Annotated in this window: 16 protein-coding genes and 1 pseudogene; 10 read left to right on the top strand and 7 right to left on the bottom strand. The window is 50.3% G+C overall.

The genetic code is table 11. The features are described from left to right. Positions 1-35: 35 nt before the first annotated feature. Positions 36-119, bottom strand: coding sequence for a stress response protein AzuC (azuC, locus tag ACOTYN_RS16880; RefSeq protein WP_014884364.1), 84 nt, complete (start codon positions 117-119; stop codon positions 36-38). Between the two features lie 237 nt (positions 120-356). Between azuC and yecR the strand changes: the two genes are divergently transcribed. Further along, the gene (gene yecR, locus ACOTYN_RS16875) at positions 357-695 is read left to right on the top strand and encodes a YecR family lipoprotein (RefSeq protein ID WP_014884365.1); all 339 of its coding nucleotides are present in this window, start codon (positions 357-359) and stop codon (positions 693-695) included. 197 nt (positions 696-892) lie between these two features. Next, positions 893-1,390, top strand: a complete 498-nt coding sequence (gene ftnA, locus ACOTYN_RS16870; RefSeq protein WP_014884366.1) for a non-heme ferritin — start codon at positions 893-895, stop codon at positions 1,388-1,390. Between the two features lie 36 nt (positions 1,391-1,426). Here the strand turns inward: ftnA and ACOTYN_RS16865 are convergent, their stop codons facing one another. Next, complete coding sequence (locus ACOTYN_RS16865) at positions 1,427-1,768, bottom strand: hypothetical protein (RefSeq protein WP_032636168.1); 342 nt, start codon at positions 1,766-1,768, stop codon at positions 1,427-1,429. Positions 1,769-1,999: 231 nt separating this feature from the next. Between ACOTYN_RS16865 and tyrP the strand changes: the two genes are divergently transcribed. Then, complete coding sequence (tyrP, locus tag ACOTYN_RS16860) at positions 2,000-3,211, top strand: tyrosine transporter TyrP (protein ID WP_332956825.1); 1,212 nt, start codon at positions 2,000-2,002, stop codon at positions 3,209-3,211. Positions 3,212-3,244: 33 nt separating this feature from the next. Here tyrP and ACOTYN_RS16855 read toward each other — a convergent pair whose 3' ends face one another. Further along, on the bottom strand, positions 3,245-3,913 hold the full coding sequence (locus tag ACOTYN_RS16855) for a YecA family protein (protein WP_014884369.1): 669 nt from the start codon (positions 3,911-3,913) through the stop codon (positions 3,245-3,247). 413 nt (positions 3,914-4,326) lie between these two features. Here ACOTYN_RS16855 and ACOTYN_RS16850 point away from each other — a divergent pair, with 413 nt between their 5' ends. The 7 genes from ACOTYN_RS16850 to ACOTYN_RS16820 all read left to right on the top strand — a co-directional run bounded on the left by ACOTYN_RS16850 (position 4,327) and on the right by ACOTYN_RS16820 (position 10,137). Beyond that, a complete protein-coding gene (locus ACOTYN_RS16850) occupies positions 4,327-5,448 on the top strand; it encodes a branched-chain amino acid ABC transporter substrate-binding protein (RefSeq protein WP_332956823.1) in 1,122 nt (373 codons plus the stop codon). A 99-nt stretch (positions 5,449-5,547) separates the two neighbouring features. Further along, complete coding sequence (locus ACOTYN_RS16845; protein ID WP_014884371.1) at positions 5,548-6,462, top strand: ABC transporter permease subunit; 915 nt, start codon at positions 5,548-5,550, stop codon at positions 6,460-6,462. Positions 6,463-6,473: 11 nt separating this feature from the next. Further along, positions 6,474-7,748, top strand: coding sequence for a high-affinity branched-chain amino acid ABC transporter permease LivM (gene livM, locus ACOTYN_RS16840; protein ID WP_045135359.1), 1,275 nt, complete (start codon positions 6,474-6,476; stop codon positions 7,746-7,748). Next, the gene (locus ACOTYN_RS16835) at positions 7,745-8,620 is read left to right on the top strand and encodes an ATP-binding cassette domain-containing protein (protein WP_332956822.1); all 876 of its coding nucleotides are present in this window, start codon (positions 7,745-7,747) and stop codon (positions 8,618-8,620) included. Before livM ends, ACOTYN_RS16835 begins: the two co-directional genes overlap by 4 nt. After that, complete coding sequence (locus ACOTYN_RS16830; protein ID WP_332956820.1) at positions 8,617-9,333, top strand: ABC transporter ATP-binding protein; 717 nt, start codon at positions 8,617-8,619, stop codon at positions 9,331-9,333. The genes ACOTYN_RS16835 and ACOTYN_RS16830 overlap by 4 nt, the downstream gene beginning before the upstream one ends. Positions 9,334-9,564: 231 nt before the next feature. Next, on the top strand, positions 9,565-9,783 hold the full coding sequence (locus ACOTYN_RS16825) for a cold shock domain-containing protein (RefSeq protein WP_023337451.1): 219 nt from the start codon (positions 9,565-9,567) through the stop codon (positions 9,781-9,783). Between the two features lie 126 nt (positions 9,784-9,909). Then, a complete protein-coding gene (locus ACOTYN_RS16820) occupies positions 9,910-10,137 on the top strand; it encodes a hypothetical protein (RefSeq protein ID WP_023337452.1) in 228 nt (75 codons plus the stop codon). A gap of 938 nt (positions 10,138-11,075) precedes the next feature. On the opposite strand, the gene hhe is transcribed toward ACOTYN_RS16820, so the two are convergent. From hhe to ACOTYN_RS16800, 4 genes and pseudogenes are all read right to left on the bottom strand, one after another. After that, positions 11,076-16,811 carry a DUF4011 domain-containing anti-phage protein Hhe gene (hhe, locus tag ACOTYN_RS16815; protein WP_332956816.1) on the bottom strand — a complete coding sequence of 1,912 codons (5,736 nt, stop codon included), beginning with the start codon at positions 16,809-16,811 and terminating at the stop codon, positions 11,076-11,078. 186 nt (positions 16,812-16,997) lie between these two features. Continuing rightward, complete coding sequence (locus ACOTYN_RS16810; RefSeq protein WP_113787984.1) at positions 16,998-19,040, bottom strand: DUF262 domain-containing protein; 2,043 nt, start codon at positions 19,038-19,040, stop codon at positions 16,998-17,000. Then, complete coding sequence (locus ACOTYN_RS16805) at positions 19,033-20,484, bottom strand: DUF262 domain-containing protein (protein ID WP_080473489.1); 1,452 nt, start codon at positions 20,482-20,484, stop codon at positions 19,033-19,035. Before ACOTYN_RS16805 ends, ACOTYN_RS16810 begins: the two co-directional genes overlap by 8 nt. Positions 20,485-20,508: 24 nt before the next feature. Beyond that, a pseudogene (locus ACOTYN_RS16800) lies at positions 20,509-20,630 on the bottom strand (IS3 family transposase); the annotation flags it as partial.

Genomic DNA, 20,630 nt, shown 5'->3' with positions numbered 1-20,630 from the left:
GGACAAAAAAACCCGCCGAAGCAGGTTTTTTTTTATCAGAACATGGCGCCCGGCGGCACGTCTTTAAAGGTGCGGCAGTAATTGGCCCACATACTTTTGAGGATTTTGCGCAGTTTCATTGTGATGCTCCATTAACTTGTCATACAGCTTTATCGTCAATGCGCCTATAATATGACCACCATCACAAAAATCAATGTTTTTGTGATGTGCATCACAATTCAATTTACTGCAACGCCTGTTAGCCAGCAAAACCGCGAACAAAATCAAAGAGAGAAGGCAGATCGTCCGGCTATTCCTGGCATTGGGCTACGTCTCTGCGGGTACGATAACGTATCTCCATCCACTCAGAGCGAACCATGAAAAGAGTCATCGTAGCCGGTACGATCCTGCTGCTCGCGGGATGCAGCGTTAACCGTCAGGCGGAAATCAGTAGCCTCGACGCACCAAACGGCATTGTCCGCCTCGATTACGGTCAGGCCGTGCTGCAAAATGCCTGGTCTGACGAATATGTAAATAACGGCACCGCAGTGAAAGCCTGCCAGGGTATGGGGTATGCCACCGCCTCTGCCTACGGGCAACCCGTCAAAACCTGTACGCTGATAAGCGGCTCTTTGTGTCTTAACGAAAGCGTGACCATTCAGTATAAATGCATGGGTTATGCCGTTAACCCTAAGTCAAATAATCCCTGGTATTAATCCAAGCTGCCAGCGTTTGCTGGCACTTTATTTAACTAAGAACAAAAACAATTCGCATTAATATAAAACCGACAATGCGTTTTATTCCCATTCGTATTTTGAAGTAATGAATATTTATTTTACGTTTTGCAAATAATTAAATAACAAATTATAGTGTCGCTCATTGTGAACCAGTAATAATAACCCGGAGCGTCACCATGCTGAAAACTGAAATGATCGACAAGCTCAATGCGCAAATGAACCTTGAGCTCTTTTCATCCCTTCTCTACCAGCAGATGAGCGCCTGGTGCAGCTACCACAGCTTTGAAGGTGCGGCCGCGTTTCTGCGTCGCCATGCGCAGGAAGAGATGACCCACATGCAGCGCCTGTTTGATTATCTGACCGACACCGGCAGCCTGCCGCGCATTGAGACCGTGGCCTCGCCTTTTGCCGAGTATAATTCTCTCGATGAACTGTTCCGCGCCACCTACGAGCACGAACAGCTGATCACGCAGAAAATTAACGAACTGGTTCATGCGGCAATGACCAGCCAGGATTATCCAACCTTTAATTTCCTGCAATGGTATGTGGCAGAACAGCATGAAGAAGAGAAGCTGTTTAAATCCGTGCTGGATAAATTATCCCTGGTGGGTAAATCAGGTGAAGGTCTTTACTTTATTGATAAAGAACTTTCCACTCTCGATACACAGAATTAATTTCAACGCGGTGCGGGTTTCCTGCACCGCGTTAATTTACATACATCCTGCGCAGCTGGTACAGCGCCAGTCATGGGGATTGACGGCCTGATAAAAATAGCGGTAGCTGGCCGTCTCAAGCGGAATACCCACCTCGAAAAACAGGTCTGTCAGCCAGTCAACGTTTTCGATAATCCACTCATCTTCCTGTAAGCCTTGTGCAAAGGTTTCATCTTCAGGATCAATAACCGAATAGATTGCCCAGGTGCCCATATCCTTTTCGCGGCGGGACTCAGGCAGCGTCAGAGGCTGGTTCTGCCAGCTCATTATCCAGTGTCCATGGCACAACAGATTGCCTCCCCGGCTCCATGCCGCCGTAAATGGATTCTCCCCCGCCATAAAAAACCCTCACATTATTTTATTATTTGCACGAGTTGTTTACGTTACGCCTGAAATTTGCGCCGTGACATTGCTCTTATGAAGTAGGTATCGCCCCATTAAGGATCACAGTACGCCTAACCTGTAAATATTTAATTACACACCTTGTAACGGTGATTTGACGAATTACGGCTTTTCCCTTACTCTGCGCCGCAGAAATTGTCGCGATTCACCATCGTTGTAGAGGAAAGCGTGAAAAACAGAACCCTGGGAAGTATTTTTATCGTCGCCGGAACGACGATTGGCGCAGGAATGCTGGCAATGCCCCTGGCTGCTGCAGGTGTGGGATTCGGGATGACGCTGCTGCTTCTTGGCACACTCTGGGCGCTGATGTGTTACACCGCGCTGCTATTGCTTGAGGTTTACCAGCACGTGCCCGCCGACACCGGTCTGGGTTCACTGGCGGCGCGCTACCTGGGACGCTACGGTCAGTGGATAACCGGCTTTAGCATGATGTTCCTGATGTACGCCCTGACTGCCGCGTATATTAGCGGGGCCGGGGAGCTCATTGCCTCCAGCGTTAATGACTGGTTTGGCTCTGACATTACCCCGGCGACGGGGGCAATCTTCTTTGCGCTCATCGGCGGCGGCGTGGTCTGCGTGGGGACCTCGCTGGTCGATCTGTTCAACCGTTTTCTCTTCAGCGCCAAAATTCTGTTTCTGATTGTCATGCTGGTCCTGCTGACACCGCATGTGCACAAGGTTAATCTGCTGACGCTGCCGCTGGAAAAAGGTCTCGCACTTTCCGCTATCCCGGTGATTTTCACCTCGTTTGGCTTCCACGGCAGCGTACCGAGTATTGTCAGCTATATGAACGGCGATATTCGCAAGCTGCGCCGCGTGTTTGTTATCGGCAGCGCGATCCCGCTCATCGCCTATATTTTCTGGCAACTGGTGACGCTGGGCAGCATTGACTCTTCAACCTTTATTGGACTCATGGCGCAGCACGCTGGCCTGAATGGTTTTCTGCTGGCACTGCGCGAGGTCGTCACGTCTCCTCACGTGGAGCTGGCGGTCCACCTGTTTGCCGACCTGGCGCTGGCGACCTCGTTCCTGGGCGTGGCGCTCGGCCTGTTTGATTACCTGGCCGACCTGTTCCAGCGTCGCAATACGGTTAGCGGGCGGTTACAGACGGGGGTAATTACTTTCCTGCCGCCGCTCGCGTTTGCGCTGTTTTACCCACGCGGGTTTGTGATGGCGCTGGGTTACGCCGGCGTGGCGCTGTCGATCCTGGCACTGTTACTCCCTTCCCTGCTGGCATGGAAGAGCCGCCAGCAGCATCCTCAGCAGGGGTACCGCGTGGCGGGAGGAAAACCGCTGCTAGGCATTGTGTTTAGCTGTGGGGTGGTGATTATTCTGGTGCAGGTATTGATTGCCGCCGGCATGTTGCCGGAAGTGGGTTAAATAAAAAAGGGGCTATCTTTAGCCCCTTTTTTATCAATGCAAACAGCAACTCTTAAACTTCTTCCCGCTGCCGCAAGGACACGGATCGTTACGCCCGACCTTCGTGCCGTTCACAATCGGCTTCTTTGCTTCCGGCTGCTGCGGGTTATCTACCCAGTATTGATATAAACGCAGTGCCGCTGGCTGGATGCGCTCAATGCTGGCGATATAGTCTTCTTCGCTCAGTTCATCAAGCTTCTCGCTGTTCTCTTCCGTACCGTGCAGGGCAATCACCTCGAGATCGGCCTTCAGAGACTCCGGCAAGGCTGACCAGTCCGTCAACGCCACGCCGCGCATATAGCCATAGCACCACTCTTCCACCACGGTGTAGCTCTCACCGTCGACGTCGTTATATCCAAACATCGGCTCAAACTGGTCCGGGTATTCGCTCAGCCGCTCAGCAATGTCGTTCATATGCTTAAAGCAGAGATCGATAAAACGGTTCATTTCACGATCGTTTTTCCAGCGCGGAATGTATTTCTCCCCGCCCCACACGGCCACCAGCCAGGTATCTGGCTCAACGACAACAGGGCCGGAAAGCACTGCGGTAAGCATGCCGTCCAGTTCGGATACATCAATCACGGACGCATCGTCATGGCCGTAAGACATGAGAGTCTCTTCCAGCCATGCCATTTCGCTTTCATTTAATGGACCTTCCGTCATCGCGGACACTCCTGATAAAAAGGAAAAGATCCTAACACAGTTCTCACGCCGTTCCCGGCTGAAGTTTAGGTCTTTATTGCTGCAAAAGTGTGCAAATCGTGACCCTTGCACAACTTATGGGCTTTAATGTTAACGATATGTGATCTCCGCTGTAATTTCTTCTCCTGCCGCAGGGCGGCAGAACGCGGCGCTCTATACTCAAAGATGTCATAACCCCGTCAAGGGGTTAACCATTCTGGCAACGTTTTTGCTTGCTGTTCTTCGCGCGACGCTGCGCATGGAAACCTCGCCGTATCATGCAGGATGCCGTTCGTTTAGTGCATTTTGTTCTTGCCCGTGTTTTGGATTGGCTGCGCCCTGGGCGTTCAGGTTTACGCCGTGGTGCAAAAACCTCTTTGCTAAGGAACATAATAATGTCGCTGAAATTAATCAGAACTCCCCTGTCTCTTGTGTTAGCTGGTTGTCTGGTGACGGCGTTTTCCGCCCGGGCAGATATCGTGATTGGTGTCGCCGGGCCGTTTACGGGACCCAATGCCACCTATGGCGATCAGTACTGGCACGGCGCAACGCAGGCCGCTGAAGATATTAACGCTGCCGGCGGGATTAACGGTGAGAAAATCAAGCTGGTTCAGGGTGACGATGCGTGCGAGCCTAAACAGGCCGTGGCAGTCGCCAACCGCTTAGTCGACCAGGATAAAGTCAACGCCGTTGTCGGCCATTTCTGCTCCTCATCGACCATGCCCGCCTCTGAGGTGTATAGCGATGCGGGGATCATTTCCATTACCCCCGGCTCGACGAACCCGCTGATCACCGAACGCGGTATGAGCGATATGTTCCGCATGTGCGGCCGCGATGACCAGCAGGGCCAGGTTGCCAGCGACTTCATCATCGATAAGCTGAAAGCCAAACGCGTGGCGATCATTCACGATAAAGACACCTATGGGCAAGGGCTGGCAGACGCAACCAAAGCGGCACTGGCGAAACGCGGGGTCAAGGATGTGATGTACGAGGGGTTATCGCGCGGTGAAAAAGACTTTAACGCGCTGGTGACGAAGATTGGCGCGCAAAAACCGGACGTGGTGTTCTTCGGTGGCTGTCACCCGGAAGCCGGTCCGCTGGTTCGCCAGATGCGTGAACAGGGCGTGCAGGCGAAATTCTTCTCCGGCGACTGCATTGTCAATGAAGAGATGGTGACGGCGGCGGGCGGCCCACAGTATACCAACGGCATTTATATGACTTTCGGTAAAGATCCGCGCCTGATCCCGGACGGTAAAGCAGTGATTGAGAAATTCCGCTCCGCTAAATTCGAACCGGAAGGTTACACCCTCTACTCCTATGCTTCCGTGCAGGCCATTGCTGCTGCGTTTAAAGCCACGGGCGGCAAGGACTCCGCCAAAGCCAGCGAGTGGCTGAAAGCGAATACGGTCGACACGGTGATGGGTAAAAAAGCCTGGGACAGCAAGGGCGATCTGAAAGTCTCCGACTACGTGGTTTACCAGTGGGACGACAAAGGAAAATATAAGGAAGTGCAGTAACGGGACGGAATCACGCTCAACGTCGGCGGGCCTGCCTGCCGGCGCGTAATAAACATCAGGCTGCACACCACGTGCAGCCTATAAAACGAGCGCGCTAAGATGAGTACATTCTTCCTGCAGCAGTTAATCAATGGCTTAACGCTGGGCTCCGTCTACGGCCTCATCGCCATCGGCTACACCATGGTGTATGGCATTATCGGGATGATCAATTTCGCCCACGGCGAAGTGTATATGATTTCCGCTTACCTCTGCGCCATTGGCCTGGCGCTACTCTCTTTCTTCGGCCTGCAGTCATTCCCCCTGCTGATACTGGGAACGCTGGTATTCACCATTGTCGTTACGGGGGTGTACGGCTGGACCATCGAGCGTATTGCTTATAAGCCGTTGCGGAACTCTACGCGCCTGGCACCGCTTATCTCTGCCATCGGGATGTCGCTTATCCTGCAAAACTACGCGCAGCTGAGCCAGGGTCCGCGCCAGCAAGGGGTGCCAACCATGCTCGACGGCGTACTTCGTCTGCATCTGGGCGAAGGTTTTGTGCAAATAACTTATACCAAAGTATTTATCCTGGTCGCCTCGTTTGCCGGCATGCTGGTGCTGACCTGGATAATCAACCATACCCGGCTGGGGCGGATGTGCCGCGCGGTACAGCAGGACCGTAAAATGGCCTCCATTCTGGGGATCAACACCGACCGGATTATCTCCCTGGTCTTTGTCATTGGTGCGGCCATGGCGGGCCTGGCAGGTGTGCTCATCACCATGAATTACGGCACCTTTGATTTCTACGTCGGGTTTGTGATTGGCATTAAGGCGTTTACCGCAGCGGTGCTCGGCGGGATTGGCTCCCTGCCGGGCGCGATGCTCGGTGGGTTGATTCTGGGCGTCGCCGAGGCGCAATTTTCCGGCATGGTGAACTCCGATTATAAAGATGTGTTCTCGTTTGGCTTACTGGTCTTGATCCTGATTTTTCGCCCTCAGGGTCTGCTTGGCCGCCCGATTGTCGCCAAAGTGTGAAGGAGAATACGATGACCTCTCACGGCTTTTCGCTTAAGCGCTGTATTCTGGACGCCATTTTTTCCGGCCTGATTGCGTTAATCATTTTTGGCCCGATTGCCGGCGTGGTGCTGGACGGATACAGCTTTAACTTCGCCGGACAGCGACTCGCATGGATAGTCGGCATCGTTATGCTGGGTCGTTTTCTGCTGAGCGCTTTTTTAGGTACCGCCCCAGGCGCACGTTTCCAGGCACGTTTTGAAGCCGACAGCGCAGGTGTTTATGTCCGGCCACCGGAATACAAAAGCCGCATGCGCTGGATTATTCCTCTGGTGATTGCCGTTGCCATTTGCTTCCCGTTTGTCGCCACCAAATATGTGCTGACCGTCGCCATTCTCGGGCTGATCTACGTGCTTCTCGGGCTGGGGCTGAACATCGTCGTGGGTCTGGCGGGTTTGCTGGATCTGGGGTATGTCGCTTTCTATGCGATTGGTGCGTACGGACTGGCGCTGGGGTATCAGTATCTCGGCTTAGGCTTCTGGAGCATGCTGCCGCTGGCGGCCATTATGGCCGCTGCCGCGGGCGCCCTGCTCGGTTTTCCGGTACTGCGCATGCACGGTGACTATCTGGCCATTGTCACCCTCGGGTTCGGGGAGATCATTCGCCTGATCCTGAACAACTGGCTGACGTTCACCGGCGGGCCTAATGGCGTGTCGGCCCCTCCTCCTACCTTTTTCGGCCTTGAGTTTGGACGACGCGCAAAAGAAGGCGGCGTGCCTTTTCACGAGTTTTTCCACCTCACCTATAACCCGAACATGAAGTTTATCTTCATCTATACGGTGCTGTTTCTGGTGGTAATGCTGGTGCTCTATATCAAGCACCGCCTGACGCGGATGCCGATCGGCCGGGCGTGGGAAGCCCTGCGGGAAGACGAAATTGCCTGTCGCTCCATGGGGCTCAATCATGTGCTGGTCAAGCTTTCGGCCTTTACGCTGGGCGCATCGACTGCGGGCATCGCCGGGGTATTCTTCGCCACCTATCAGGGGTTCGTGAACCCGACATCGTTTACCTTCTTTGAATCCGCGCTGATCCTCGCCATTGTGGTACTGGGCGGCATGGGGTCTACGCTTGGCGTGGTGCTGGCCGCCTTTGTGCTGACGGTCACGCCGGAACTGCTGCGCAGTTTTGCCGAGTACCGGGTCCTGCTGTTTGGCATGCTGATGGTGGTGATGATGATCTGGCGTCCACGCGGTTTGATCCGCATTAACCGCAGCGGATTTGCCGTGCGTAAGGGCGTCGCGCCATGAACGAAACGATATTGCGCGTTGAACATCTGATGATGCACTTCGGCGGGATTAAGGCGCTAAACGACGTCAACCTGGACGTGCAGCGCGGTTCCATTACTGCCCTGATTGGGCCAAACGGGGCGGGGAAAACTACCGTATTTAACTGCCTGACCGGCTTCTACAGAGCCTCCGGCGGCAATATTTTATTTACCAGCCGCAATAAGACGACCAACGTCATTCAGGTACTCGGGCAAAAATTTCAGCCGGGTGACTGGATTAACCCCGCGCAGTTCGGGCAGCGTCTGTTCTACAAAATGTTTGGCGGAACCCACCTGGTCAACCGCGCCGGGCTGGCGCGCACCTTCCAGAACATCCGTCTGTTTCGCGAGATGTCGGTCGTGGAAAATCTGCTGGTCGCACAGCATATGCGCGTTAACCGGAATCTGCTCGCCGGGATCGTTAATTCCCCGGCCTACCGTCGGGCTGAAAGCGACGCCCTCGACAGAGCTTTCTACTGGCTGGAAGTGGTCGATCTGGTGGAGTGTGCCAATCGCCTGGCGGGGGAGATGTCGTACGGTCAGCAGCGGCGCCTGGAGATTGCCCGGGCAATGTGTACCGGACCGGAGATGATCTGTCTCGACGAACCTGCCGCCGGGCTAAACCCGGTTGAAACGCATAAGCTGAGCAGCATTATTCGTTTTCTGCGGGATCATCATGACATCACGGTATTACTGATTGAGCATGACATGGGGATGGTGATGGAGATTTCGGACGATATTATCGTGCTCGACCACGGTGACGTGATTGCCAGGGGGAAACCCGCGCAGATCCAGCATGATGAAAAGGTCATTGCCGCCTATCTGGGCACGGATGAAAGCGAGGTCACCCTATGAGCGAACCGCTGCTGGCCTTCCGCGAGGTGGATGTGTTTTACGGCGTGATTCAGGCGCTGAAACAGGTCTCCCTTGAGGTGAATACAGGAGAAACCGTGGCGCTGATTGGCGCAAACGGCGCGGGTAAATCGACATTACTGATGTCCATCTTTGGCCAGCCGCGTATCCGCAACGGACAGATCCTTTATCGCGGCGAAGACATCAGCCATAAATCCACCCACTACGTCGCCTCCGGCGGCATTGCGCAGGCCCCTGAAGGCAGACGTATCTTCCCGGATATGACCGTCGAAGAGAACCTGCTGATGGGGACCATCCCGATTGGCAACCAGTTTGCGGCCGAAGATATGCAAACGATGTTCGATCTGTTCCCTCGCCTGAAAGAACGGCGTAAACAGCGCGCGATGACCCTGTCCGGCGGAGAACAGCAAATGCTGGCTATCGCCCGGGCGCTGATGAGCCGTCCGACGCTGCTGTTGCTGGATGAGCCCAGCCTGGGCTTAGCCCCGATTGTGGTGAAACAGATTTTCCAGACGCTGCGCGAGCTGGCCCGCAACGGGATGACGATCTTCCTGGTGGAGCAGAATGCGCACCACGCGCTGAAGCTTTCCGATCGAGGGTATGTGATGGTTAACGGGGAGATCCGCCTGAGCGGCAGTGGCGAGGAGCTGCTGGGCAATCAGGAGGTGAGGAAGGCATATTTGGGTGGGGTGTGACGTCGGCTTAAGCGGGTCCCAAAGGGCAAAAATAAAATTTGCTTATTAGCCCATCCCATGCCTTAATGATCGCGTTGGTTCGATACAATATTTTATATGCGGTATTTTTCCAGTCAGTCCTCTTAACCAGGCGCTATCTCTGATATCCCCTCCTTTTGAGTTCATACGTATACGTTTATACGTTCCCTATCATAACGTTGTTATTCTGAACGTCTTCAAATGGAGTATTTTATGTCATCCAGGATCTTAGGTCTGGTCAAGTGGTATAACGAAGATAAGCGCTTTGGATTTATCTCCCCTCTCGATGGAAGTAAAGATGTATTTGTTCACTTTTCTGCCTTACAGGAAGAAAGTGTCAATACGCTTTTCGAAGGCCAAAAGGTCGAATTCGCTATTATTGCCGGTAATAAAGGCCCAGCGGCAGCCAACGTAATGCTCTGCGATAAGTAATATTATCATTGCGCTACGACGACGATGAGACCTTTAGCAAACAAACGGCCCTTTGTGGAAAAATATAAATAGAACCCCATTGGAAATTTGCGGCTTGAAAAACAACGACAAAATACAAGGTGATATATGAAAAAAGTGATCGTTTTTTTTAATGGAAAACCTTGCAAAGCTATCTCGGTACTTAAAGGGGTTACATCAATACGTGAAGCGTATCCCAACGGAGAAGAAGTCAACTTACAGATCATGTCGGCTGGTTTCCCGTCCTTAACAGGTGACCATGAGGTTATCTATGTTGCATCTGATCGGGAACTGGCCTCACAGGAAATCTTTGATGCAGCCTCTAAATATTTGTAACTATGGGATTTTACGGTTCTAATTTCAGAAAACTGTTACGCTTTACCATCATTATAATAACTATGCATCATTCTTATCGCCTGCTTTATGTAGGCTTTTTTTTATGAAGCCTACCGATACACCAGTGTTGCCTCGACTCCTGCCGTTTTTCATCATTTCACCAGCAGTAACATAATCACATTTACGTAACGGCATAAGTAAAAAGACATAGTCCAGAAAGCACTTCATGATTGAAGAGTAAAAATGGTGCGGTAGGCAGGCGGGGAAAAAATGACAATTACTAATAAGTAACATAGATTTCAAACACAAAAAAACCACCTTTCGGTGGTTTCACGACACTGCTTATTGCTTTGATTATTCTTTGTTTCCCATGGTAGCCGGAGTGGGACTTGAACCCACACAGCGCGAACGCCGAGGGATTTTAAATTCTACGTAGGATCAATGAGTTACATAGCAGTGCATTGCGAAACTTTGCTGACGTTGAATGGTCGTCTTTGCAACCACTGGCAGAAAATGGATAGCCGTAGATTGCGTTGAGCACAGAAACAGCACAGGGTAATCGTCTACCTGGTCCTGTAAAGGAGGTTGTTGCCACACAAGCTAAAGCGCTTGACCTGCCCCCAGTATTCGGTACAACTGTCAGTTAGTAATGGACTGACCCCACCCCGGTAGACGATCCTGCCCTATAGTTGGACTGACCCCACCCCGGTAGACGATCCTGCCCTATAGTTTGAGTATAGGGGGGGCATATGGGCACACCACGGTCAATCAACCAATGACTGAGCAAATCAGGCTCAACATTACGGTTGTTAGGACGCGTGTGCCAATCGCCTAGATAACGATAGCCCAATTCCTCAATAAAAAACCTGACTACGCGCTGTTGAGTTGCGCGTTCACGTTGTCCGACAGTTGTCACTGTTCTTATTACCTTTAACTAATTATGCCAATTCAGACTCAAACGCTGCATCATTCGCTTCAGCCTCTGCGCCATCAATTAATGCCAAGACTCGGTCAAGAAAGCGTTGCGCTTCGTATACATCTGTTGCTTGCCGCAGATAATGAGGTATTCGTTCAACAAACTCGGAACGTGATAAAGGCTGATGTTCCAGCAAAGCCTCAAGCATTGCGGGCCGCAACAAACGACGATCAGCATCAACATTAGGAAGCTCAACCTCAATGACATGTGTGGCAAAATACTTAAGTTGCTCCTTAAGCCCCAAATTGGGCATAAGAGAATCAATTGAGTCAGACGCCACTTCAGCGCTTGACTCAATCGTTTCGACATATTCATAGGAAGGTACAACAACGTCTGGAGCCAATGTTTTAAGCTCATGGAGTTTACGGATAATCGGGGATAGAACCTCATCAGGATTACTGAACCAATCAGTGGACCAAATGCGGCTAATTCTCCAACCCAAACGCTCCAGAACCTCTTGACGCAAACGGTCACGATCACGAGCAGATTTAGCTGAGTGATAAGCCGCACCATCACACTCTATGCCCATTAAGTAACGGCCAGGACAACCTGGATCTTTCACAGCTAGATCAATAAAGAATCCTGCAACCCCTACCTGAGGTTCACACTCAAACCCAGCGTGATTGAGTGCTTCCATTACAGCAACCTCAAAGTCACTATCTGGAGCCCTGCCGGTATGCGTTGTGAGGGAATCTAGTTTGCCACTTTCGGCAAACTGTAAAAAACCTTTCAACGAAATAACACCAAGTTTACTGGTTTCACTCGTCAATACATCTTCAGAACGCATTGAACTAAACACATGCATCCGTTTTTTTGATCGAGTGAAAAGCACATTCAAGCGACGCCAGCCAACATCGGAATTGATAGGTCCAAAGCGTTGATAAACCTTTCCACCATGCTCAGAAGGTCCATAGGTAAAGGAAATAAAGATTACATCACGCTCATCCCCTTGAACGTTCTCAAGGTTTTTCACAAAAAGTGGCTCTTCCATGGCATATAAGCCATCGATTGCATCGTTAAATTCAGGGCGATTTCGGCGCAATTCATCGATAGCGCGCTCAATTTGATCGCGTTGCTTGGAACTCATGGCCACTACCCCGAGTGACTCACCCGGCCGGTGTTGCGCATGATGAAGTACGGCCTCAGCAACTGCTTGGGCTTCTTCAATATTGTGTTGATTGGAGAACCGACCTTTTGACACATAGGTAAATTTAATCCCATACTCTGGAGACTCAGCATTTGGGGAAGGGAATATCACCAAATCACTGTTATAAAAATGGCGGTTAGAGTATGCAATCAACTTTTCATGTCGTGAACGATAGTGCCAACGCAAACGTCTCATAGGAAACAGTGGCAAAGCAGCATCCAAAATGCTGTCAGTATCACTTAAAGCCGCGGCATCATCGTCATCTTCTCCGTCGGCACTTCGATCAAAGAAACTGGTTGGTGGTAGCTGTTTCGGGTCACCAACGACCACTAGTTGCTTGCCCCTCGCGATGACACCCAATGCATCCTCTGGCTTCACCTGAGACGCTTCGTCCATCACCACCAGATCAAATTCCATTCGTCCAGGTTCTAGGTAATGAGCTGCTGACATTGGCCCCATCATGAAACAAGGTTTAATTGCAACCAGCGCATTACATGCACGGTTAACCAATTGCCTAATTGGAATATGTCTGGTTTTTTTACCCAACTCATTTTTGATCAAAGCTAGTTCTGTATATTCACTTTTCTTACCGCCAGAATTCCCTTCTGGTATATTTCGGCAAGCAATTTTTGCTGCAATCCGCTGACGTTGTAATTCAATCAGTTTTTTGTCGTAATCTTTAAATGACTTCTGCAAAGCATTGCGCTGTGAGCCGGAAACTCTCATCAATTCAGGGTGGATGTGAATAACCTCCCGCGCCAGCTGGTCATGAATTGCTAATGCTAAACCCAATTCAACTTTTTCAATCGGGAGCGAGCCCGCAAGTACAGCACTCCAGATTCGCTGCAATCCATTTTCATGCATCTGCTCGTAACAACGAATAAAGTTAACCCACCCGTTCAACCAACGGGGTTGCTGTATTGCTCTTTCGTTGCGCTCGATTAATGTATTAAGAGAACCATCAGTCGACTTGAGCCACTGACTCCGCTCTAACTTTGTTTCTAGCGCATATAACTCAGCATTTTTAATCTGTTCATTCCATTTCGAAACTATTTCCCCACCATCACGACATAGTAAATCGTAATCACTACCACTAGCCAAATGTCTGATCTGGGTAGCCAAGGATACGCAATTTATCTTATCAACCAGTTGCTCGGCAAAATTCAGCGTGTCGTTAATAGTGTCTAACGTCAGTTGATTATTTTTATACGCACCGCAAGCCAATGGGGTTAATTGTAAAAACGCCCCTAACTGTAACGAGTCATTTTCAAGGGATATCTGAAGATCGTTTATGTTTTGCAAAATCTCGGAGGAATGAGTCATCTGCTCTAATGATATATCTGGATTGATAAACCATCCCTGCAAGGCAATGAGAGTATTCCGCACCTGTCGGTAAGATTGCATCAATACACCTTGCTCACCTAACCAAGATGCATGTTCTTCCAACAAGCTAGAAATACGCGGTAATAACTTAGCCTCGTGCTCGACCCGTTTAACCAAAGTCATTAATCTTGAGCTAATCTGCGATTTCTCGATTAAATGCACACCTTTGATAATCTCACCATCTAGGTTAAATAATCCAGAGCCTATCGCAACTCGCTTTCCAAAACCTATCCCGTAACAAGCTCGGACCTTCTTGTACCAATCACGCAATAACATGAGTTGTTCACAGTCGGTGTCCAACCCTCGGAATGCATTACCAAGTTGATTACCAAAGTCACTTTGTTCAAACCGTTGTAACAGCTCCGAATACTTGAGCAAATCAGCTGAGCAGCGTTTTAACTCAGCAAACTTAGTGTCAGGCTTACGAGATTGCGCCATGAGCAGTGCCTTGGCACTACGCCAATCACTCTTAAACCATGCAAATAATCCCCCTTGCTGGATAACAGCAACGGCATGCGCGAGCATCTCTTGGGAAGGCAACTGGTCCAATTGATACAAAGTAGATAGACCATCTCTTAAAGGACGCAATGTTTCGATTTGACACATTAAGTCGCGCAATACTGCATCGATATCATCATCATCAAAAAGAGGATCTCGAACTCTAATAAGCTCAGTCGGTAAAGCACCCAGAATCGACAACAACTCAGAGCAGAATAGCAATCCAGCTTGCGAATCATCGATATACGAAGCAATACCATCTGGCAAAGCATTTTTGAAATCGTTTAATTGCGCATAAATAGATGATAACTCATCATGAATTGATTGGATGGATTCAAGCCACCTGACCAAATCACGTAAAGTGAAATCCTCTGCTGCACCATATTTTTCCAGCTCTTCACGAGGAAAGTCACACGATTGTCCTTGTTCTAAAAGTCGTAGCTTTTGAGGCTCGATAACCTGGCTCAAGGCCACATAATGACCTTGTAGCAACTCGAACCTATCTAAATAGTGACGCACCCGTGCAATGGCATCGGGTGAATCTAGCTCACTAAGTGCTGGGAAATGCTCTGAACCACACAACACTGGAAGATTCGACTGATCTTCTACCAATTGCTCAATATATTGAAGCGTATTAAGGCTTTCGCCTTCTAACGCCCACTTATCTACATATTCTTGATAGCTATGTTGAAAGTCGATAATTGATGTCTGCCAAGTTTGTAGCAAATCGACTATACGAGCGCTGTCAAACAATTGAATTTGTGTGTTATTCACACCGCTCCAAGGGTGCTCATATATTTCTGCATTAGCCCCCACCTGCTCACGAACCTCTTTGTAGATGCGGCTAAACTCTACTATTTGGTCACGCAGCCGTAATTGGGTCACTTTATCCAACTGCTTCCCGGAAAGGTTTTCGATATGAAGTGCTGTTGCATCAATATCTAATTTGTGACGATAACGGGTTGCACCACTCAAAATCTGATGGATCGTTTTGCCTGTTTGCGCCCATTGGTTATTGATCAATGCGGCATATTCATTGAGCTGCTGCTTAAGATCTTCATAACGCAAAATCTGAGCATCAATCTCTTCCATAGTAGGCATGGTCGCCTGACTCACCAAGCGAGCATTAATATCATCCAGCACCTTGCGCTTATGAGTTTTATGACTGTGCAACTCTAAGCAAAATTGACCTAGCCCCGCACGATCCAAGCGACGTTTGACGACCTCCAGTGCAGCCATCTTCTCTGCCACAAACAGGACTTTCTTACCGTTGAGCAGAGCTGCTGCAATCAAGTTGGTGATCGTTTGTGATTTGCCACTACCAGGAGGGCCCTCAATGACTAAGTTTTGACCACGGATAGCATCGATCAACGCACTGTGCTGCGAGCTATCCGCATCATCGATTAGTGGAACCTTGTCATGAATATCAGGGTAACTATCGATGCAGTACTCATGCTGACCGAAGCCACCAGGTAAGCCGGAATTCTCTTGACCACAGCTCTGACTGGTGAAAAAGCGACGAATTACTTCATGAGACAATATATTGCGCTTGTCACAAGGCCAGCGGGCAGGATCGAGGTCAAGATACATCATCATCTTGCCAAAATTGAGCAAGCTAAGTGCACCATAACGTTTCACAGACCATTTAGGTTTGTGCTGCTCTACAACCTTCTTCACCGAAGCAAAATAAGACTCTGGAGTTTCCTCTTCATTGAACAAAGGAAGAGCGAGGCCAAAGTCAGCCTGAAGTTTTTCCTTCAAAGAGAGATTGGGCAAAATATCTTCACCCGTGTAATAAAGTTGAAACTTGTAAAGACCATCCTTCGGATCTAATTTTCCTCGTTCACATCTCACCGGAATTGTAAATAACGGTGCATAACGTGCCTTTTCAGAGGAATCGCTTTCATACCACTCAAGGAACCCTAACGCCAAATACAAGATGTTGGCGCCACTCTCCTCCAAAGCAGTTTGAGCCTTACCATAGATGGCGCGCAAACAAGCTTCCAGTTCATTTGGATAAAGCAGAGCCTGTATCCGATTATCGTCATGAGAGGGATTGGAAGAAGATATACTAATCTCATTCCCAGCCTTTACCTGTCGTTCAAAATCCTCAAGCCCTTCATAGCCTGCTAAGCAGCACGCCTCCTTCAACGCTGACAAAGCTATACCTTGATTAACGTATTCAGAACGAATCCCCGTTAATTTTCCATTCTGGCCTTGGGCATATTGCAAGATAAACTGATGGGCTTTTTCCAGCAACTCTCTATCTGAATCAGAAACAACCGTTTTATGGCTATCTGGTAAATCAAAATCTGTACGGATTCCTAAGACGTGCGCCCAATCCTTAGCGCTAGGATGAGCTCTTAACTGTATATCTTTACCATCTGGCCCAACTTTGAGATAGCCATGCTCTAACAGCTGCGCTCTAGTTGGATCGGGCACAGGAGCAAATTCCATCGGGATTTCCGAGCAAAGGGTTTCATAAAGCTGTTCTGGTAATTCATCAACAATACGTAGTGAAGACCCTTTTTGAGTGATAGGGAAATTCAAAAGTCGATTTCGAGACGTAAGGTCCAATAACTTCTTACGCATAGCCTCGAGGGAAGTCAGAATAAAATCTGAGCCTCCTTGATTGAGTTCCTCTGCTGTAGAGGTATTTACAGTCGACATAATGTTCTCCATTTCTTAGGGTCCACAAGTAAAACGTTTTATGCTGATGCATCACAAAAAGACCGCAGTAAACTGCTGCAAAGAAGAGGAGATTTTTAGTCTCCCCTTCTTTATCAATCAGATCATACAATCAACTTAACGCCCATTAGTTGATAGCAGCCAAATTTCATAAACAGATTCAATCCGTTATTGCTGAATTTGATTGGATAGTAAGACCTGCAACATATCTTGTTGATGCACAGCTATCTCATCTTCCAGCCAACGACCTTTATCTTTCATCAGCCGAATCATAGCAAGCAATTTAAGACTATCAGTCTGGTTATTGGCAAGGCTTGCTTCAAAGTGCTCCTGCTTCTGTTGCGGCTGGAAGTTACTCAAGCGCGAGTTCTTGCTGTGGCTGATAAGGCAAAGGTTGCCAAACGAATGGAGTGCACTCTGCTCAACCGGTTTATAGCCATCCATCGGATGCTGGGGTGAGAAGTGCTCCACCGAGCTGCGGAAAGTGAACTCAAAGGGGCCAGCAACTTTGTCACTATTCCGATCTCGTACCCACAGCAGATAGTCGAGGAAGTTGAAGACAAAGTTGTTCTCGATATGACCGAAGCGAAGTTTGGATGTAATCACCTTGTGCCAACTCTCATCCACATTGATGGCGGGCAACAGGGCGTTATCAAGGTAGAGCATCTGGTAATAGGAAGCCCCTTCACCAGGCGCCAAAAAGCGCTGGAAGACAAAGCGGCGAGCCTGACTCTCCAGATAGGACAGATAAGCCCCGGCATCCACCGGTTGATCAGGGTGACAATTGTCGAACAGATATCTCAGTGCACCATTCAGCCAATGTTTGTAAACCAGGGTCGGGGTCGACACATGAAACGCCGACAGCAACATCAGGACCCGCCGGTTAACACCAGAGAAACCATTCTCATTTTCATCCTTGTCAAAGGTATTGATGTAACTGACGCTCTTTTCCGAATACCAGTGCAGCCGCTTCAGACTCCAACTATCCTTGCCATCGGCAAACTCGCGCTTGATGATGAACTGATCAAACAGATACTTGCTCTTTAACAGGCCATAGATAAAACGCTGAACTGCCGCTACTGGATCCGGTTGCCTTATCACTCGCAGCTCAAACTGATCGACCAGTTGTTTATCATCAAGCGGCACCCCCTCCGTATCACCCGGGTCGCGGCTCACGAGTCGCAGCACATGGAGCAAGAAGTTGGAGAAGTTGATGACGCTGTTAAAGCGCTCGGAGCCTGCGCTCTCCTCCTCCACCGTCTGCTCACCATCAAGCTTGTCATCCTGCAAAATGGCCAACAAGGTGCGCCCTTGGCTACCGGCAGCTGCACGGCTTTTATCGGCAGCGTCGGCCGTGTTTGGGGATCCTAGCAGATCAAGCAGATGGGCAAAATCACGGGGCACAAACTGACCCCAGTCGCTCTCACCAAACAGACGGTGGCGCTCTTGCGGGGTAAAGCCGTACTGGATATAGCGCTCCATATTGGCGCAGGCATCCCATACCCGGGTCAGGATATGAATACTTTGGCGACGATGCTCTTCCTCGGGTATCTGGTTCAGCGTCTCCATCAACCGCGCCTTGATCACTTCATGCTTTTCCAACTGCTCGCCGCGATTGTTCATCGCCTCGAAGAAGTGATTGAGATCGGTATCCTTGGGTACTTCGATACGAGAGATCTGCACATGCTTGAAGAGGTAGTCGCAAAAGGCCGTCAGTTTAGCCCCTACCAAACCAAGATCCGCCATTGCCTTGCCAATCAGCTCAAAACCGTTCACCAAACCTTCATTGAAGGTACTCCCCCGCAAATCGTAGGGGGCAACACCCTGCCATAAGCGCTCGAAGGTATAGCTCGATATCGGGCGACTCTCAAAAGCGAGGTTGATGGTCTGATACCAGCTCATATCCACCGAATCTATCGCGTGATGTTTGAGCCAATTGGCCAGCAGAGAGAGGGTAGTAAAGCGCTGCTGGCCATCGATTACCTCGAAACTGCCATCGTCCCGGGCAAACACCACCAGGGTGCCGATATAGTAGGTTTGCGGCCCCTTACCACTGACCAATTTTTGCTGATAATCCAGCACATCCTGCAGCAGCTGGGTGATCTCTCCCTCACCCCAGGCATAGTTGCGCTGGTACATGGGCACCAGATAGCGGGCGCGATCTTCAAGCAGTGCACGAATGGAAAAGGGGCGAACGCCTGCATCATTCATAATATTTCATCTCCCGAAACAGCCCGACCAGCTCATCTTCGGCACCATTGCGATTGTTCTTGTTCTCTCGACTGCTCATGCTAGGCAAAGGGAAGCCGTGCAGATCTCCCGGCAGACGAGCATCACGAATGGCACGGATCAGATTGTGCTCCAGCACATAGTTATCCATGGTTGCCAACTGCACTACCTGCTGGCGGATGCGGCAGCGATAGGCCCAGATAAAGCACTTCTCGATGGCCAGTGACAGCCCTTGGCTGCCGAACTTGTCGATATAGAAGATCAGGGCGCAGTCGAACATGGCCCGCACATAACGATCCCCGGTGCGGTGGCGACGCTCGTAGCTGCCCAGGGTCGATAGCACCTTGCTGGCCATCGGTGTCAGCGTTTCGCCGAGCAGGGTGGCAGATTGCGCCTTGCCGGAATCAGACTCCTCGGCCACGATGGCGGCCACCCGCGTCTGGTAGTACTCGGCCATCTCGAAAAAGCGCCGACCATTGATGATCATCTGGTCGAGATGAAAGGGAAACGTCATGTACTGGCCGTCAATCTTGCGCTGGTACTGGCTGTTGTACTCATCGACAAAGTGGTGGGCGATGCGCAGCGACTCCACGTAAGGATAATGCCCTACCCGATCTAGGTTGACCCCCTTGAAGAGATCCACCTCCCCCTTGCCAAAGTAGCGGGCCGACTTGCCCTCAGCCCACTGGCGTACCCGATAGAGATAGAGGGCGAACAGATTGGCCAGCTCGTCGCTTGGCAGGCGCTCCCAATGGGCGACCGCCTCGGCCTTGAGATTGGCCTCATGACCGGCAAACTCGCGCAGGTGAAATGCCTTGAGCAGATCGTGAGGAGCCAGATCGCGCCCCCGGGCATTTTGCGAATCGAAGAACTGGAACGCCTCCGAGATATCCTGCAGTACAAAGCAGACCACCTGACAGCGGTTGAGCAGAAAGTCAATTTGCTGCTCGTCAAACTCAGGGCGGGCCACCAGCCGACGCAACTCCAGATAGTTGCGTCTGAGGTTGAACTCCGAATCCCGGCTGGGGAAGCGCTGGCGCTGCATAAACGCATCGATAGGTCCACGCAAGACCTGCAATTGCTCACGCAGATCCTGACGTTGAAACCGGATACTCTTCTCTTTGCCACTGCGATTTTCGTTATCCAGCACCTCGATCAGCGCCTTGACGGTCAACATCAGGGTCAGGGTGCGTTGCTGACCATCGACGATATCAAGCATCTCGCCCTGCTCACTATCGGTGTGCTGATGAAACACCACCGAGCCCAGCCGGTAGGCGCTCTTGTCCTGATGGGTTGCCAAATCGGTAAAGAGATTCGAGATATTCTTGGAGCCCCAGCGGTAAGGTCGCTGATAGCTTGGGATGGCCAGTTGGGGAATGGCCAGCAACTGGCGTACCGACTGCACTTGATTATTAATGCTCTCCATCATGCCTCCTGCGGTATGAAGTGGTCAACAAAAACTGGCCACCGCGTTAGAGTTTTTCCAGTATCGGTTTTCTGATTCGTTTGGCGGTAACCCACCATTATATTCGTGCGGTCTTAGTGCGCTGTAATATCCAACGATATAGTCCG

Source organism: Enterobacter cloacae complex sp. IR5458 (assembly GCF_049238025.1).
Classification (GTDB): Bacteria; Pseudomonadota; Gammaproteobacteria; order Enterobacterales; family Enterobacteriaceae; genus Enterobacter; species Enterobacter kobei.
The sequence above is the reverse complement of the archived record's forward strand: the minus strand, read 5'-3'. Positions and strand labels throughout refer to the sequence as shown.

Coding starts and splice junctions, on each gene's coding strand:
- azuC (WP_014884364.1), bottom strand. CDS start 119: ATGAAACTGCGCAAAATCCTCAAAAGTATGTGGGCCAATTACTGCCGC.
- yecR (WP_014884365.1), top strand. CDS start 357: ATGAAAAGAGTCATCGTAGCCGGTACGATCCTGCTGCTCGCGGGATGC.
- ftnA (WP_014884366.1), top strand. CDS start 893: ATGCTGAAAACTGAAATGATCGACAAGCTCAATGCGCAAATGAACCTT.
- ACOTYN_RS16865 (WP_032636168.1), bottom strand. CDS start 1,768: ATGGCGGGGGAGAATCCATTTACGGCGGCATGGAGCCGGGGAGGCAAT.
- ACOTYN_RS16855 (WP_014884369.1), bottom strand. CDS start 3,913: ATGACGGAAGGTCCATTAAATGAAAGCGAAATGGCATGGCTGGAAGAG.
- ACOTYN_RS16850 (WP_332956823.1), top strand. CDS start 4,327: ATGTCGCTGAAATTAATCAGAACTCCCCTGTCTCTTGTGTTAGCTGGT.
- ACOTYN_RS16845 (WP_014884371.1), top strand. CDS start 5,548: ATGAGTACATTCTTCCTGCAGCAGTTAATCAATGGCTTAACGCTGGGC.
- livM (WP_045135359.1), top strand. CDS start 6,474: ATGACCTCTCACGGCTTTTCGCTTAAGCGCTGTATTCTGGACGCCATT.
- ACOTYN_RS16835 (WP_332956822.1), top strand. CDS start 7,745: ATGAACGAAACGATATTGCGCGTTGAACATCTGATGATGCACTTCGGC.
- ACOTYN_RS16830 (WP_332956820.1), top strand. CDS start 8,617: ATGAGCGAACCGCTGCTGGCCTTCCGCGAGGTGGATGTGTTTTACGGC.
- ACOTYN_RS16825 (WP_023337451.1), top strand. CDS start 9,565: ATGTCATCCAGGATCTTAGGTCTGGTCAAGTGGTATAACGAAGATAAG.
- ACOTYN_RS16820 (WP_023337452.1), top strand. CDS start 9,910: ATGAAAAAAGTGATCGTTTTTTTTAATGGAAAACCTTGCAAAGCTATC.
- hhe (WP_332956816.1), bottom strand. CDS start 16,811: ATGTCGACTGTAAATACCTCTACAGCAGAGGAACTCAATCAAGGAGGC.
- ACOTYN_RS16810 (WP_113787984.1), bottom strand. CDS start 19,040: ATGAATGATGCAGGCGTTCGCCCCTTTTCCATTCGTGCACTGCTTGAA.
- ACOTYN_RS16805 (WP_080473489.1), bottom strand. CDS start 20,484: ATGGAGAGCATTAATAATCAAGTGCAGTCGGTACGCCAGTTGCTGGCC.